Raw genomic sequence first — 15,032 nt, forward strand, 5'->3', positions numbered from 1 at the left:
TGCGCAGCACCAGCGTTGCCCGCGGGCGGGTCGGCAGGATGTTCTCGATCAGGTTGGGCCGGTTGATCGAACTCCAGATTTCCCGGGCGGCGGCGACGGCCTGGGTGTCGGTCAGCCCCGCGTAGTGGTGGAAGTGCGAGGCCGGGTTCGCGAACGCGCCCGCCCGCATAGCCAAGAACCGGTCGACGTACCACTTCTCGATGTCCTCGATGCGGGCGTCGACGTATACCGAGAAGTCGAACAGGTCCGACACCATCAGGGTCGGACCCGTCTGTAGGACGTTGAGTCCCTCGAGGATCAGGATGTCGGGGTGCGTGACGACATGCTTCTCGCCCGGGACGATGTCGTAGATCAGGTGTGAGTACACCGGGGCGCACACCTGATCGGCGCCGGACTTCACCGTCGTCACGAACCGCATCAGCGCGCGACGGTTGTAACTCTCCGGAAAGCCCTTGCGATGCATCAGGTTTCGGCGGTTCAGCTCGGCGTTCGGATACAGGAAGCCGTCGGTGGTGACCAGGTCGACGCGGGGGTGGTGCTCCCAGCGAGCCAGCAGCGCCTGCAGCACGCGGGCGGTGGTCGACTTGCCGACGGCCACGCTGCCCGCCACACCGATGATGAACGGCACCGGCCGGTCCGGGTTCTGCTGCGGCTCACCGAGGAACTCGGAGGTGGCGGCGAACAGTCGCTGACGCGCGGCCACCTGTAGGTGGATGAGACGGGCCAGCGGAAGGTAGACCTCTTCGACCTCGAGCAGGTCGATCTGCTCGCCCAGGCCGCGCAGCCCAACCAGTTCGTCCTCCGTGAGCTTCAACGGAGTCGACATGCGCAGGGAACGCCATTGACTCCGGTCGAACTCGACGTAAGGGCTGGGTTCGCTCAGCCGCGCCATGGTGCCAGTCTTGCAGTTAGCTTGGTTGACATGCAGCCCGGCACCCTTATCCGCGATTACTTAACCCTCGGTTTGCGGTTCGACCGTATCGAGGAAGGCTACGTCGACTCCTTCACCGGCGATCCCGAATTGCGCCGCGCCGTGGCCGGCGAGCCCGCTCCCGAGCCGGCCGAACTGGCCCGGCAGGCCGATCGGTTGCTGACCGAACTGCCCGGCGTCGCCCGCGTAGATGGCTTCACCGACCAGCGCGCCGACTTCATCGGTGCGCACCTGCGGGCCCTGCAGTTCTCCGCGCGCAAGTTCGCCGGCGAGGAGGTGGGCTTCGTCGACGAGGTTCGGAACTACTTCGACGTCGAGATCAGTCGCGGCGACCCCGAGCGCTATCGCGCCGCCCACGCCCGCATCGGCGAGGTACTCGGCGGCAGCGGCCCGCTGGCCGACCGGATGGAAGCGCACCGCCGCTCCGACGAGATCCCGCCCGAACGGCTCGAGGAGTGCATTCACGCGTTCTCCAGCGCGCTGCGCGACACGGTGCGGGCCACCTACCCGCTGCCCGATGCCGAGACCATCGTCTACGAGGTGGTCACCGACAAGCCGTGGTCGGGCTTCAACTACTACAACGGCAACTACACCTCGACCGTCGCGGTCAATGCCGACCTCAAGCAGCAGATGGCGAACCTGCCGCGGCTGGTCGCCCACGAGTCCTACCCCGGCCACCACACCGAGCACTGCCGCAAGGAGGCCGGACTGGTGGCCGGCCAGGATCAGCAGGAGCAGACCATCTTCCTGGTCAACACCCCGCAGTGCCTGATGGCCGAGGGGCTGGCCGATCTGGCGCTGTATGCCGCGGTCGGGCCGGGCTGGGGGAGCTGGGCCGGGGACATCTACGCCGACCTCGGGTTGCGATTCGACGGCGAGCGTGCCGAGGCGCTGTCGGAAGCGACGGCGGCCCTGGCTGACGTCCGCCAGGACGCCGCGCTGATGCTCCACGATGAGCACCGCGACGTCGACGACGTCGTCGCCTTTCTGCAGCGTTGGCTGCTGGTCGACGACACCCGGGCGCGGCAGATGCTGCGGTTCCTGTCCTCCCCGCTGTGGCGGGCCTACACCAGCACCTACGTCGAGGGATACCGTCTGCTGCGGGGCTGGCTCGACGACCGGCCGGCCGGGGTGGGTCTGACCGAACGCTTCGGCCGGCTGCTCGACGAGCCGCTCATTCCATCGACATTGCGGGCTGGCATTGAGTGAGGCGTGAGGTTCCGGAATGGGCGATTTGGCCACGTCACCGAACAATGGCGTCGCGGGTACGCACCGTTTCGCACTGCGATAGGCTGCGACCGGCCGCGGGCCGGTTGTGCGAATTTCAAACAGGGAGTACGTCATGCACGTTGTCGCCTTCGCGCCGTCGCGAAAGTCAGAGCTCGAACCGGCAGGAGGGGTCCTGGCAGAAGGATTCCCCATGACGCACTGCTACCTCGAGACTTTGCCGGGACAGATAATTGTTCCGTTCGTCCTTGCGGTTTACACAAACAACGGTGCTGACATGGATCCGCGCCGCTACATCGTCGCCAAGTCGCCGGAAGGTGAGCGAGTAGGACTCTTGGAGTTCGCTTGGCATTGGCCCGACGAGCCCGAGTCGCCAGTCAAGTTCCGGGTTTTCGTGCACCATCTACCAATCTGGATTGAATCTGCAGGGCTCTACGAGGTCGGATTGGCGGACAGCCCTGAATCTGCGCAACTCGATTCGGCATTTCCACTGCCTGTGCACCTGTGGAAGCCCACGACTGCCGATTCGCAATAGCTCGTCGTGATGGGTCAGCGGGGTTGGCGCCGCGGGCCGACGAGAATTGCCGGGCACTCGTCTGAGCTCCTATTGGTTGCGGATAGGCTCGGAGTATGTCCACCGACGCGATTGCGGCCGCCGCTCAGGGCGCCGACTATGCCGCCACCGCCAGCGAGGCGTACCGGGCGGCACTTCAGGTCATCGAGTCCGTCGAGCCGCGGATTGCCGATGCGACCCGCAAAGAGCTTGCCGATCAACGGGATTCGCTGAAACTGATCGCGAGCGAGAACTACGCCTCACCCGCCGTGCTGCTGACCATGGGCACCTGGTTCTCGGACAAGTACGCCGAGGGCACCGTCGGGCACCGGTTCTACGCCGCCTGCCAGAACGTCGACACCGTCGAGTCGCTGGCCGCCGAGCATGCGCGCGAACTTTTCGGCGCCCCCTACGCCTACGTCCAGCCGCACTCGGGTATCGATGCCAACCTGGTCGCGTTCTGGGCCATCCTGGCCACCCGGATCGAGGCGCCCGCGCTGACCGATTCGGGGGTCAAGCACATCAACGACCTGTCCGAGGCCGAGTGGGAACGGCTGCGTGCGCGGCTGGGCAGCCAGCGGCTGCTGGGCATGTCGCTGGACGCGGGTGGTCACCTCACCCACGGTTTCCGGCCCAACATCTCCGGCAAGATGTTCCACCAACGCAGCTACGGCACCGATCACGAGACCGGCCTGATCGACTACGACGCCGTCCGCGCCGCCGCCAAGGAGTTCAAGCCGCTGATCCTGGTCGCGGGCTATTCGGCCTACCCGCGGCGGGTCAACTTCGCCACGATGCGCGAGATCGCCGACGAGGTCGGCGCGACCTTGATGGTCGACATGGCGCACTTCGCTGGGTTGGTCGCAGGCAAGGTCTTCACCGGTGACGAGGATCCGGTGCCGCACGCCCACGTCACCACCACGACCACGCACAAGTCGCTGCGCGGCCCGCGCGGTGGCCTGGTGCTGGCCACCGAGGAGTTCGCGCCCGCCGTCGACAAGGGTTGCCCGATGGTGCTGGGTGGACCGCTGTCACACGTCATGGCGGCCAAGGCCGTTGCGCTCGCGGAGGCGCGCCAACCGTCGTTCCAGGCCTACGCCCAGCGGATCGCCGACAACGCCAAGGCCTTCGCCGAGGGTCTGCTCAAGCGCGGCGCCACCCTGGTCACCGGTGGCACCGACAACCATCTGGTGCTGCTCGACGTCCAGTCCTACGGGCTGACCGGCCGCCAGGCCGAGTCCGCTCTGCTGGATTCCGGTGTGGTCACCAACCGCAACGCGATCCCGTCCGACCCGAACGGCGCCTGGTACACCAGCGGTATCCGGTTCGGTACGCCGGCGCTGACCACCCGCGGGTTCGGTCCCGAGGAGTTCGACCGGGTTGCCGAGCTGGTGGTCGAGGTGCTGTCCAACACGCAGGCCGAGGGAACCTCAAAGGCCAAGTACACGCTGGCCGACGGCACCGCCGATCGGGTGCACGCCGCCGCCGCCGAAATGCTCGAGGCCAATCCGCTGTACCCGGGTCTGACTCTCTAGGGGCAGTGGGACGGCGAAACGCCGGTGGCCGGGTTTTCAAACACCCGTGTCTTTGAGTTACAGTTACTTCATGGCACAGAAACCTGTCGCGAATGCGCTGACGCTCGAACTCGAGCCGGTTGTCGCTGACAATCTGGTTCGCTATCTGGCCACCGCCGATGAGTGGTACGGCCATGACTACGTCCCGTTCGACCAGGGCGAGAACTTCGCCTTCCTGGGCGGCAAGGACTGGGAGCCCTCCCAGGTCACCTTGCCCTCGGACGTCGTCGACGCCTTGGAGATCCTGCTGATCACCAAGGACAACCTCGCCGGGTATCACCGCGAGCTGGTCGAGCACTTCATCCTCGAGGACAAGTGGGGCCGCTGGCTGGGCCGGTGGACCGCCGAGGAGAACCTGCACGCCATCGCGGTGCGGAACTACCTCGTGGTCACCCGCAACTTCGACCCGACCGCCAACGAGGACGTCCGGGTCGCGCACGTCATGCGCGGGTACCGGGCCGATCAGTTCACCCAGATCGAGACGCTGGTCTTCATGGCGCTCTACGAGCGCGCGCACGCCGTCTTCACCCGCAACCTCGAGGCCAAGATCGACGAGCCGGTACTCAAAGGACTCGTCGGCCGGATCGCGGCCGACGAAGAACGGCACGAAGAGTTCTTCGCCAACCTGGTTGCGCACTGCCTGCAAACCCATCGCGACTCGACCATCAACTCGATCGCCCGCCGGGCGGTCGGCTTCGGTCTGGTCGGCGGCGACATCTGGGAGTACCAGGACAAGCTGAACAACGTTGCCCGGGCCGGCATCTTCGACTTCGACGCGTCGCGCACGGTGGTCGCCGACCGCATCGCCGCCTGGGGTCTGAACGACGAGTCGGTGCTGAAGAAATTCGTTCGCTCATAACACGCCCGCGCGCCTGATCGGCAAGCGCGCTGGGACCGGAGTAGCGTCACTTTCGATGGCTAGCGACATGCTCTGCTGTCCGGGCGGTACCTATCGTTTCGACTACGACAGGACCGGTCCCGGTCCTGGTGCCGCAGTGTCCGCCGAGGGGTTCGCGGGGACCGCGTGAACTACAGGAGCGCCCAGTGACCGATTCGCAGTCGCCCGTTCGGACGTATGTGCTCGACACCTCAGTTCTGTTGTCCGACCCGTGGGCGTGCACCCGGTTCGCCGAACACGAAGTGGTGGTACCGCTCGTGGTCATCAGTGAACTGGAAGCCAAACGCCACCACCACGAGTTGGGATGGTTCGCCCGACAGGCGCTGCGGTTGTTCGACGATCTCCGTCTGGAACACGGTCGCTTGGATCAGCCGATACCCATTGGCACACAAGGCGGAACGCTCAACGTCGAACTCAACCACAGCGACCAGTCGGTGCTGCCGTCCGGGTTCCGCACCGAGAACAACGACACGCGGATCTTGACGGTCGCCGCCAACCTCGCTGCCGAGGGCAAGCGAGTCACGTTGGTCAGCAAGGACATTCCGCTGCGGGTCAAGGCAGGCGCGGTCGGTCTGCTGGCCGACGAATACCACGCCCAGGATGTGATCACCTCGGGCTGGACCGGGATGACCGAGCTCGATGTGGCCCCCGAGGATGTCGACACGATCTTCGCCGAGGGCGAGATCGATCTGGAGGAGGCGCGTAATCTGCCGTGCCACACCGGTGTTCGACTGCTCGGCGCCAACTCCAGTGCGCTGGGCCGGGTGAACCCTGACAAGAAGGTTCAGCTGGTGCGGGGTGATCGCGAAGTGTTCGGCCTCCGCGGAAGGTCCGCCGAACAACGCGTCGCCCTCGACCTGCTGCTCGACGAATCGGTGGGCATCGTGTCGCTGGGCGGCAAGGCAGGCACCGGCAAGTCGGCGCTGGCGCTGTGCGCAGGTCTGGAGGCGGTGCTGGAGCGCCGTACCCAGCGCAAGGTCGTCGTGTTCCGCCCGCTGTACGCCGTCGGCGGCCAGGACCTGGGCTACCTGCCGGGCAGCGAGAGCGACAAGATGGGCCCGTGGGCGCAGGCCGTCTTCGACACCCTCGAGGGCCTGGCGTCACCGGCGGTGCTGGAAGAGGTCCTCTCCCGCGGGATGCTCGAGGTGCTGCCCCTGACGCACATCCGCGGCCGTTCGCTGCACGACTCGTTCGTGATCGTCGACGAAGCGCAGTCGCTGGAGCGCAACGTGCTGTTGACCGTGCTGTCGCGGCTGGGCAGCGGCTCGCGGGTGGTGCTGACCCACGACGTCGCGCAGCGCGACAACCTCCGGGTCGGGCGTCACGACGGTGTGGCCGCGGTCATCGAGAAGCTCAAGGGGCATCCGCTGTTCGCCCACATCACGCTGATGCGCAGCGAACGTTCCCCGATCGCCGCGCTGGTCACCGAGATGCTCGAGGAGATCAGCCCTGGCGCCCTGCCCTGACGGGCGGGTGTCAGGGACCAGGCAGCTTGGCCCGGTAAAATCAGTCGCGTGTCACGCCGTCCCGACAGCCTGTCCTGGTCCTATCTGCGAACTGTCGTAGGTGTCGTGGCGGGCGTGGCCGTCGTCGTCATCGGGGGCTTCACCGGGCACGTCAAGGTGGCCAAGGCTGATTCCGTCGACTGCTCGGTGGTCAAGTGTGTGGCGTTGACCTTCGACGACGGGCCGTCGCCGTACACCGACCGGCTGCTGGGCATCCTCAACGACAACGACGCCAAGGCCACCTTCTTCGAGATCGGCAACAAGGTGGCGGCCAACCCGGCCGGCGCGAAACGGGTGGTCGACGCCGGCATGGAGCTGGGCAGCCACACCTGGGAACACCCGAACATGACGACGATCCCCCCGGAGGATGTGCCGGCCCAGTTCAGCAAGGCCAACGACGCGATCAAGGCGGCCACCGGACAGACCCCGGTGCTGTGGCGGCCGGCCGGCGGGCTCACCAACGATGCGGTCAACAAGGTTGCCGCCCAGTACGGGCTCGCCGCGATCCTGTGGGATGTGATCCCGTTCGACTGGATGAACGACTCCAACACCGCCGCCACCCGGTACATGCTGATGACCCAGATCAAGCCCAACTCGGTGGTGCTGTTGCACGATGTCTACTCGTCCACAGTGGACCTGGTCGAGCAGTTCATCCCGGTGCTGAAAGCCAACGGCTATCACCTGGTCACCGTGACCCAGATGCTGGGCCCGCGCGCGCCGGGCAGCGTGTACGGCAGCCGTGACAACGGACCGCCGGCCAACGAACTCCAGGACATCCCCGCCAGCGACATCCCGACCCTGCCCGCCACCCCGTCGCCCAAACCGATGCCGAACATTCCGATCACCGACATCCCGGGGGCCAATTCCGGCGGCTCCAACAACGGCGCGTAGTCGGCGCGCCTAGGTGCACACCGCCACCTCGTTCGTCCTGACCCTGCTGGTCCTGGCCTATGCCGTGGTGTCGGGCTTGGTCGGCCGGTGGTACGTCGCGCCGGCGTTGATCTTCGTCGGGCTGGGAATGTTGTTCGGCCCCTTCGGTTTCAACCTCCTGCAAGCCGGTCCCGGCACCGAGGGCTTCACGATCCTGGCGCAGCTCGCGCTGACCGTGATCCTGTTCAACCAGGCCGCCAAGCTGGATCCGGGCAAGGTGCTCCGGCGTGGGCACGTCACGTTCCGGCTGCTGGTGATCGGCATACCGCTGACTCTGGTGCTGGGCACACTGACCGCGGCGGCGCTGCTCCCGGTGTTGCCGTGGTGGGAGGCGGTGTGCCTGGCGGCGATCGTGGCGCCCACTGAGGTGGCGCTCATCGAAGCGCTGACCGAAGACGGCCGGATTCCGGAGCGGGTGCGCAACGCTCTGTCGGTGGAAAGCGGCTTCTACGACGGCTTCGCACTGGCCGTGCTGCTGGCCGCACTCGCGTTGGCCTCGGCGCACACCGACGAACGCCCGCGGGACTGGACGTGGTTCGTGGTGCGCACCGAGGTGGTGTCGTTGGCGATCGGGGCGGCCGTCGGACTGTTGGGCGCGGCGGTGATCGCGTGGTCGCGGCGGCGGGAGTGGATGAACGACACCTGGGCTCAACTGGCCACCCTGGCCGTCGCGCTGATCTGTTTCGAGTTCGGGGAGCGGGTACACGCCAGCGGATTCGTCGCCGCCTTCACCGGTGGTCTGGCATTCGCGGTCGTGGCGCGGCGCAGCAACACCCAAGTGTCGAACCAGGTTTCCGATGCGACCGCGCAGCTGCTGGAGCTGTTGGTGTTCGCGATGTTCGGCGCGTTCGCGGTGATCGACGCCTGGCAGCATACGAGTTGGCGAGTGGTGCTGTTCTGCGTCGTGGCGGTGTTCGGGGTGCGCCTGATCGCGGTGCTGGTCGCGTTGATCCGCACCGACCTACCCGGCTACAGCCGGGTATTCATCGGCTGGTTCGGACCGAGGGGGATCGGCACCGTGGTGCTGGGGCTGCTGGTGATCGAGCGCGGTGAGATCCAACATCCCGATGTGCTCACCCAAGCCGGAGTGATCGCGGTGACGCTGAGCCTGGTGGTGCACAGTATCACTGCGCCCCTTGGGATTTCACGCTACCGGCAGCGCCGCCGCGCCTAGGCGGCGCCGGCGCCGTCACCCCCGCTGCCACCGGCACCGCCGGTGCCACCGTTGGCCCCGTTGTGGTTGTTGCCGGGATTCGTTCCGTTTCCGCCGTTGCCGGGTGTCGCGCCACTGCTGCCGGCGCCACCGCCGCCACCGGCACCTCCGGTTCCGCCGTTGGCGCCGGTCCCGCCCGCACCGGTCGAGCCGCCGGTACCGCCGGTGCCGCCTTTGCCGCCCTTACCGCCCGCGCCGGTAGAACTCGTTCCGCCCTGACCACCCTGACCGGCGGTGCCGGCGTTGCCTCCCGCAGCACCCGCGCCGGTGCCGCCCTGACCGCCGGTGCCGCCCTGACCGCCTTGGCCGCCGGTTCCGCCGGTCGTGCTGCCGGTGCCGCCCTTACCGCCCTTGCCGCCATTACCGCCGGTTCCGCCGACTCCGTCCGCGCCGAGGTTCGGACCACCGGTGCCGCCTTGACCGCCTTGGCCGCCCGTCCCGCCGACCACACCCGCGCCGCCGTTGCCACCGTCGGCGCCGTTGCCGCCGGGGACAGCGGGATCGTTGCTGTGGACGCCGTCTCCGCCGACGCCACCGTCGCCGCCGTTTCCGGTCGTCCCGTTGCCGGCGAGGAAGCCGCCGTTGCCCCCGGCCCCGGCGTCTCCGCCGTCACCGCCGGTGCCGGGTGGGACCACTCCCGCCGGGTTGCCGTACCCGGCGCCGCCGAGGCCGCCGGTCCCGCCCGAGCCGCCGGCGCCGCCGAAGAATCCGCCGTTTCCGCCTTGGCCGCCGGCTCCGCCCTTGTCGCCGGTGACCGACGAGATGGTGCCTATGGTGCCGGCGCCACCTTGACCGCCGGCACCGCCTGCACCGAAGAAGAGCCCGCCGTTGCCGCCGCGGCCGCCGACTTCACCGGCCAGGCCATTGCCGCCGGTGCCGCCGGTGCCGAAGAAGAGGCCGCCGTTGCCGCCGTTGCCTCCGTTCAGGCCGTCACCGCCGCGGCCGAACAGGATGCCGGCGTTGCCGCCGTTGCACGCGGTACCCGTGCAACCTTCTTGGGCGTCGAGTCCGTCACCGATCAGCCAGCCACCACGGCCGATCGGCCGAAAGACGTCGAAACCGTTGACAGTGACGGCGGAGGCGAGTGCGGTGGGCGTGAACGCACCGCCGATCAACGAGTTGTGGTTGTCGAGGAACCACAGGTCCGAGCCGGGGCTCAACGGTGAGGGCGCCAACGGCGATCCGAACGACGCCAGTTGGACCGCGGGCGACAAGGTCGCCGGCGCCGGCGTGTCGGGGGAGGAGGCGAGCAGGACGCCGACGCTCAGCATCGCCGTTCCGCCGACCCCGGCGGTGATGCATCGCCGAGCTGACATGCCTGCGGGACGGCCGACCTTGCGATGTTTGGACATGCGAACCCCCTTGAGTCAACGCCACCGAACAAACTTGAGTGTTTGCTGTGAGCGGATGGCTCAATGTAGGCGTTTGCTGAATCGGCGGTCAAGGATTTCGGCAAAATTGTCACAGACCGGTGGAGTCGGGTGCTGCGAGACAAGATCATCTGCCGAAATTGACGTCACCACAGCAAAATTCGGCCAAGCTCGGACCGGCCAGGCGCCTGCTCTGTCGGCTCAACCACGTGAGCGGGTGCGGCAGAAAGTATTTGCCATCGCGAGCAGTGCTGAAATTCGGGTTAGCTGTCCCGATGGTGACACGACTTTGTCAGGGGTGGGAGTCCGTGCCCCGGCATCGACCTATTCGGGCCCAACGCAAATCGAGGGGCCGGGTTGTGAACCCGGCCCCTCGACTTTGAGCTACTGCTCGTTAGCGCAAGCGCTCACTCGCCGTCGCGGACCTTCGCCATCGCGAGCACGTCGAGGCGCTTGTCGAGCTCTTCCTCGGAGAGCTTGTCGCCGATCAGGCCGCGGTCGATGACCGTCTGCCGGATCGTCTTCTTCTCCTTCAGCGCCTGCTTGGCGACCTTCGCGGCCTCCTCGTAACCGATCGCCGAGTTCAGCGGCGTCACGATCGACGGCGACGACTCGGCGAGCTCGCGCAGGTGCTCCTCGTTGGCGATCAGGCCGTCAATGCACTTGGTGGCGAACAACTTCGACACGTTGGACAGCAGCGTGAACGACTCCAGCAGGTTGCGCGCCATCATCGGGATGTACACGTTCAGCTCGAACGCACCCGACAGGCCGCCGACCGTGATGGCGGCGTCGTTGCCGATGACCTGCGCGGCCACCTGGGTGACCGCTTCGGGGATCACCGGATTGACCTTGCCCGGCATGATCGAGCTGCCCGGCTGCAGGTCGGGGAGCTGGAGCTCGCCCAGGCCGGTCAGCGGGCCCGAGCCCATCCAGCGGATGTCGTTGGCGATCTTGGTGAACGACGCTGCGATGGTCTTCAGTGCGCCGGACGCCTCCACCAGCCCATCGCGGGCGGCCTGAGCCTCGAAAGAGTCCTTCGCCGTGCGCAATTCGGCCAGACCGGTCTGCGCGACGAGCACGTCGACGACCTTGGCGCCGAAGCCGTCCGGGGCATTGAGTCCGGTGCCGACCGCGGTGCCGCCGATGGCCAGCTCGCCGAGGCGGGGGAGGGTGGCCTTCACTCGTTCGATGCCGGCCTCGACCTGGCGGGCATAGCCGCCGAACTCCTGGCCCAGGGTCACCGGGACGGCGTCCATCAGATGGGTGCGCCCGGACTTCACCACGGTGCGCCACTGGCGGGCCTTGCCGGCCAGCGACTCATGCAGCACCTCGAGCGCCGGAATCAGGTGCCGCACAGCGGCTTCCGTCGCCGCGATGTGCGTGGCGGTGGGGAAGGTGTCGTTGGAGCTCTGCGACATGTTCACGTCGTCGTTCGGGTGCACCGTCACGCCGTTGCGCTCACAGATCGAGGCGATCACCTCGTTGGCGTTCATGTTGGAGCTGGTGCCCGACCCGGTCTGGAACACGTCGATGGGGAACTGGTCGTCGTGCAGCCCGTCGGCGATCTCACCGGCGGCGGCGATGATCGCGTCGGCCTTCTCCGCGGACAGCTTGCCCAGGTCCTTGTTCACCTGTGCGCATGCGGCTTTCAGCAAGCCCAGCGCGCGGATCTGGGTGCGCTCCAGGCCGCGGAAGGAGATCGGGAAGTTCTCGACGGCCCGCTGGGTCTGGGCGCGCCACAGGGCGTCTTTCGGTACCCGGACCTCGCCCATGGTGTCGTGCTCGATGCGGTATTCGCCCTCGACAGCACTGTCGGTCATCAAACGCCTTTCTTAGGGGAGTGGATATGCGGCGGTCTTGTCCCCGGTGAAATCCACCGCGGAGTATTCGTTGAGCTTGGAGAGCCGGTGGTAGGCGTCGATCATCCGGACGGTCCCGGACTTCGACCGCATGACGATCGACTGGGTGGTGCAGCCGCCGCCGAAGTAGCGGACACCCTTGAGCAGGTCGCCGTCGGTGACGCCGGTGGCGCAGAAGAAGACGTTCTCCCCGGCGACCAGGTCGCGGGTCGTCAGCACCCGATCCAGATCGTGGCCACGGTCGAGGGCCTTCTGACGTTCCTCGTCGTCGGTGGGCGCCAGCTGGGCCTGGATCTCGCCGCCCATGCACCGGATCGCGGCGGCGGTGATGATGCCCTCGGGCGTGCCGCCGATGCCGGCCAGCAGATCGGTGCCGGACTCCGGCCGGCAGGCCGAGATGGCGCCCGCGACGTCGCCGTCGGAGATCAGCCGGATACGGGCGCCGGCGTCGCGGACCTCGGCCATCAGCTTGGCGTGCCGGGGCCGGTCGAGGATGCAGACGGTGATGTCGGAGACCGAGGCCTTGCGGACCTTGGCGATGCGCTGGATGTTGGCGGCGATCGGCGAGGTGATGTCGATGAAGTCGGCGACGTCGGGACCGCCGGCGATCTTGTTCATGTAGAACACCGCGGACGGGTCGAACATCGCGCCGCGCTCGGCGACCGCGAGCACCGAGATCGCGTTCGGCATGCCCTTGCTCATCAGGGTGGTGCCGTCCACCGGATCGACGGCGAAGTCGCAGTCCGGCCCGTCGCCGTTGCCGACCTCTTCGCCGTTGTAGAGCATCGGGGCGTTGTCCTTCTCGCCCTCACCGATGACCACGACGCCGCGCATCGACACCGAGTTGACCAGTTCACGCATGGCGTCGACGGCCGCGCCGTCACCACCTTCTTTGTCCCCTCGGCCGACCCATCGGCCGGCGGCCATGGCGCCTGCTTCGGTTACCCGAACCAATTCGAGGGCGAGGTTGCGATCGGGCGCTTCACGGCGGCGGGCGTCTGGCATGGCTGAGATTGTCCCAGAAGCCGGCCAGCCGTCCAGACCTGGGATACTGGCAGGCGTGAGTACCCCGTCCGAGACCGGCATACCGCCCCGGGAGCCCAAGCCCAGGCTGCTCCAGGACGGTCGTGACATGTTCTGGTCGCTGGCGCCCTTGATCGTGGCGTGCATTGCGTTGGCCGGGCTGGTGGGGATGTGTTCGGTACGGCCCAGCAGCCCTCGCGATGGGACGCCACCGCCGTACGACGCTGCCGCCGCGCTGAAGGCCGACGCTGAAACGCTCGCCATCCCGATCCGGTTACCGCAGGTCCCGGCCGGCTGGCGGGCCAACTCTGGCGGCCGAGGCGGAATCGACGCCGGCCGCACCGACGCCACCGGGCAGCGCCAGCGTGCCGTCACCGCGACCGTCGGCTACCTCGCCGCGTCCAAGATGTATGTGAGCCTGACCCAGAGCAACGCCGACGAGCAGGCGCTGGTGGGCTCGATCCACCGGTCGATGTATCCCACCGGCACCCAAGACGTCGATGGCGTGAAGTGGATCGTCTACGAAGGCGGTGAGGGCACCGAACCGGTGTGGACCACCCGCCTCGACAGCCAGGCCGGCCCTGCCCAAGTCGCCATAACCGGGGCCGGGAGCAGCGACGACTTCCGTACGCTGGCCGTTGCCACGCAGACGCAGAAGCCCCTGCCACCTGGCTGAAGAGGAGACGTCAATGTCCGGTCCTGAAGCCGACCTCACCGGATGGGTCTGCGAGCCGTTCAGTGCGGCGGGTATCACCCATGACGTCTACCGCAAGGGTGAAGGCCCCGGCGTGGTGCTGATCCCGGAGATCCCCGGCGTGCACCCCGGTGTGCTGGCATTGGGAAATTATCTGGTGGACAACGGATTCACTGTGGCGATCCCGTCGTTGTTCGGGACCCCGGAGGCGCCGGCGATGACGCCGGCGATGGTGCCGGTGCTGGCACGCGCGTGTGTGGCCCGGGAGTTCGCCGCGTTCGCGACGAACAAGGATCGGCCGGTCTCGCATTACCTACGTGCGCTGGCGCGGGATCTGAAGGCGAAGGCCGGCGGCAAGGGTGTCGCGGTTATCGGGCAGTGCTTCTCCGGTGGTTTCGCGCTTGCGGCCGCCGTCGACGACAGCGTGCTCGCATCGGTGCTCAGTCAGCCGTCGGTGCCGATCGCGTTGACGCCCAAGCAGAAACGCGACCCCGGGATGAGCGAGGGCGAGCTGAAGGTGATCGAGAAGCGGGCCGCCGAAGAGGGTTTGTGCGCGATGGGGCTGCGCTTCAGCGAGGACCAGATGGCGCCGGCCGAGCGGTTCAAGACGCTCAAGGACCGGCTCGGCGACTCGTTCGAGGTCATCGAGATCGACTCGTCGAAGGGCAATCCCGGCGGCTTCAGCCGGATGGCGCATTCGGTGCTCGCTCTCGAGGTGCGCGAGGTGGAGGGGCACCCGGCCTTCGAGGCGCGCAAGCGGGTTGTCCAGTTCCTCAAGGACCGGCTGACGTAAGGGCTATTCGCGCTCGACGGCTTTCAGGCCGTGGGTGGGTGTCCACCACTGGATGACGAGCAGTGTGGCGGCGTCGTTGAGGTGGGTGAGCACGACCTCGGTGATGTCGGCGCGGAAGAGGTCGCCGTCGGGCCGTCGGGGATGGAACCGGAATGAACGGCCCGCCCGGCGATCTTCGCTTCGCCGGGCCACTCTGCTTCGTTGCCTTCGACCGGATCGACTGTCGCGGTGTGCAGCGCGAATCGGGGATCGCGGTGTAGGTCGGACCCCTTGCGAGCGTTGGGCATCGAGCCGAACGTGAGCTCGCCGTCGGTGAAGGCGGTTTCGATCCCGGAGATTCGCGGTGACCCGTCGGCGCGCAGCGTCGCAATGGTCTTGTGCTTGTGCGCGTCGAACAGTGACTGCACTCGCTGGGCGAACTCGGGTGCGGCCGCTTGGACATCCCGCCACGTCGTCATGAGG

The 15,032-nt window shown here is 67.4% G+C and carries 14 protein-coding genes; 9 read left to right on the forward strand and 5 right to left on the reverse strand.

Going from position 1 to position 15,032, the window contains the following annotated elements; all coding sequences use genetic code 11:
- On the reverse strand, nucleotides 1-892 hold an 892-nt coding region (gene coaA / locus CRM90_RS23500; RefSeq protein WP_102809410.1), incomplete at its 3' end, for a type I pantothenate kinase.
- A gap of 30 nt (nucleotides 893-922) precedes the next feature.
- Between coaA and CRM90_RS23505 the strand changes: the two genes are divergently transcribed.
- The 7 genes from CRM90_RS23505 (at nucleotide 923) to CRM90_RS23535 (ending at nucleotide 8,792) form a co-directional block, all read left to right on the forward strand.
- A complete protein-coding gene (locus CRM90_RS23505) occupies nucleotides 923-2,140 on the forward strand; it encodes a DUF885 domain-containing protein (protein WP_102809346.1) in 1,218 nt (405 codons plus the stop codon).
- Between the two features lie 211 nt (nucleotides 2,141-2,351).
- Nucleotides 2,352-2,693: a hypothetical protein gene (locus CRM90_RS23510; RefSeq protein ID WP_233209477.1), complete on the forward strand. Its 342-nt coding sequence runs from the start codon at nucleotides 2,352-2,354 to the stop codon at nucleotides 2,691-2,693.
- Between the two features lie 95 nt (nucleotides 2,694-2,788).
- Nucleotides 2,789-4,246 carry a glycine hydroxymethyltransferase gene (locus tag CRM90_RS23515; protein WP_102809347.1) on the forward strand — a complete coding sequence of 486 codons (1,458 nt, stop codon included), beginning with the start codon at nucleotides 2,789-2,791 and terminating at the stop codon, nucleotides 4,244-4,246.
- A gap of 70 nt (nucleotides 4,247-4,316) precedes the next feature.
- The gene (locus CRM90_RS23520; RefSeq protein ID WP_102809348.1) at nucleotides 4,317-5,144 is read left to right on the forward strand and encodes an acyl-ACP desaturase; all 828 of its coding nucleotides are present in this window, start codon (nucleotides 4,317-4,319) and stop codon (nucleotides 5,142-5,144) included.
- A gap of 185 nt (nucleotides 5,145-5,329) precedes the next feature.
- On the forward strand, nucleotides 5,330-6,649 hold the full coding sequence (phoH2, locus tag CRM90_RS23525; protein ID WP_102809349.1) for an RNA 5'-3' helicase PhoH2: 1,320 nt from the start codon (nucleotides 5,330-5,332) through the stop codon (nucleotides 6,647-6,649).
- Between the two features lie 48 nt (nucleotides 6,650-6,697).
- Nucleotides 6,698-7,579 carry a polysaccharide deacetylase family protein gene (locus tag CRM90_RS23530; RefSeq protein ID WP_102809350.1) on the forward strand — a complete coding sequence of 294 codons (882 nt, stop codon included), beginning with the start codon at nucleotides 6,698-6,700 and terminating at the stop codon, nucleotides 7,577-7,579.
- Between the two features lie 13 nt (nucleotides 7,580-7,592).
- Nucleotides 7,593-8,792, forward strand: a complete 1,200-nt coding sequence (locus CRM90_RS23535) for a cation:proton antiporter (RefSeq protein ID WP_102809351.1) — start codon at nucleotides 7,593-7,595, stop codon at nucleotides 8,790-8,792.
- On the opposite strand, the gene CRM90_RS31360 is transcribed toward CRM90_RS23535, so the two are convergent.
- The 3 genes from CRM90_RS31360 to glpX form a co-directional block, all read right to left on the reverse strand.
- Entirely contained in the window at nucleotides 8,789-10,183 is a 1,395-nt protein-coding gene (locus CRM90_RS31360; protein ID WP_158249048.1) for a hypothetical protein, read from the reverse strand. The two genes, CRM90_RS23535 and CRM90_RS31360, sit on opposite strands and share 4 nt — an antisense overlap.
- Before the next feature lie 425 nt (nucleotides 10,184-10,608).
- Nucleotides 10,609-12,021, reverse strand: a complete 1,413-nt coding sequence (locus tag CRM90_RS23550; protein ID WP_102809353.1) for a class II fumarate hydratase — start codon at nucleotides 12,019-12,021, stop codon at nucleotides 10,609-10,611.
- Nucleotides 12,022-12,033: 12 nt separating this feature from the next.
- Nucleotides 12,034-13,065 (reverse strand): class II fructose-bisphosphatase, encoded by a 1,032-nt coding sequence (gene glpX / locus CRM90_RS23555; protein WP_102809354.1) that lies wholly within the window; start codon nucleotides 13,063-13,065, stop codon nucleotides 12,034-12,036.
- Here glpX and CRM90_RS23560 point away from each other — a divergent pair.
- Both CRM90_RS23560 and CRM90_RS23565 read left to right on the forward strand, forming a co-directional pair.
- The gene (locus CRM90_RS23560) at nucleotides 13,064-13,759 is read left to right on the forward strand and encodes a DUF4245 domain-containing protein (protein WP_102809355.1); all 696 of its coding nucleotides are present in this window, start codon (nucleotides 13,064-13,066) and stop codon (nucleotides 13,757-13,759) included. The two genes, glpX and CRM90_RS23560, sit on opposite strands and share 2 nt — an antisense overlap.
- A gap of 13 nt (nucleotides 13,760-13,772) precedes the next feature.
- Nucleotides 13,773-14,570, forward strand: coding sequence for a dienelactone hydrolase family protein (locus CRM90_RS23565; RefSeq protein ID WP_102809356.1), 798 nt, complete (start codon nucleotides 13,773-13,775; stop codon nucleotides 14,568-14,570).
- A 23-nt stretch (nucleotides 14,571-14,593) separates the two neighbouring features.
- Here the strand turns inward: CRM90_RS23565 and CRM90_RS23570 are convergent, their stop codons facing one another.
- Complete coding sequence (locus CRM90_RS23570) at nucleotides 14,594-15,028, reverse strand: pyridoxamine 5'-phosphate oxidase family protein (RefSeq protein ID WP_199190020.1); 435 nt, start codon at nucleotides 15,026-15,028, stop codon at nucleotides 14,594-14,596.
- Between the last annotated feature and the right edge of the window lie 4 nt (nucleotides 15,029-15,032).

It is taken from the genome of Mycobacterium sp. ENV421 (assembly GCF_002887815.1).
Lineage (GTDB): Bacteria > Actinomycetota > Actinomycetes > Mycobacteriales > Mycobacteriaceae > Mycobacterium.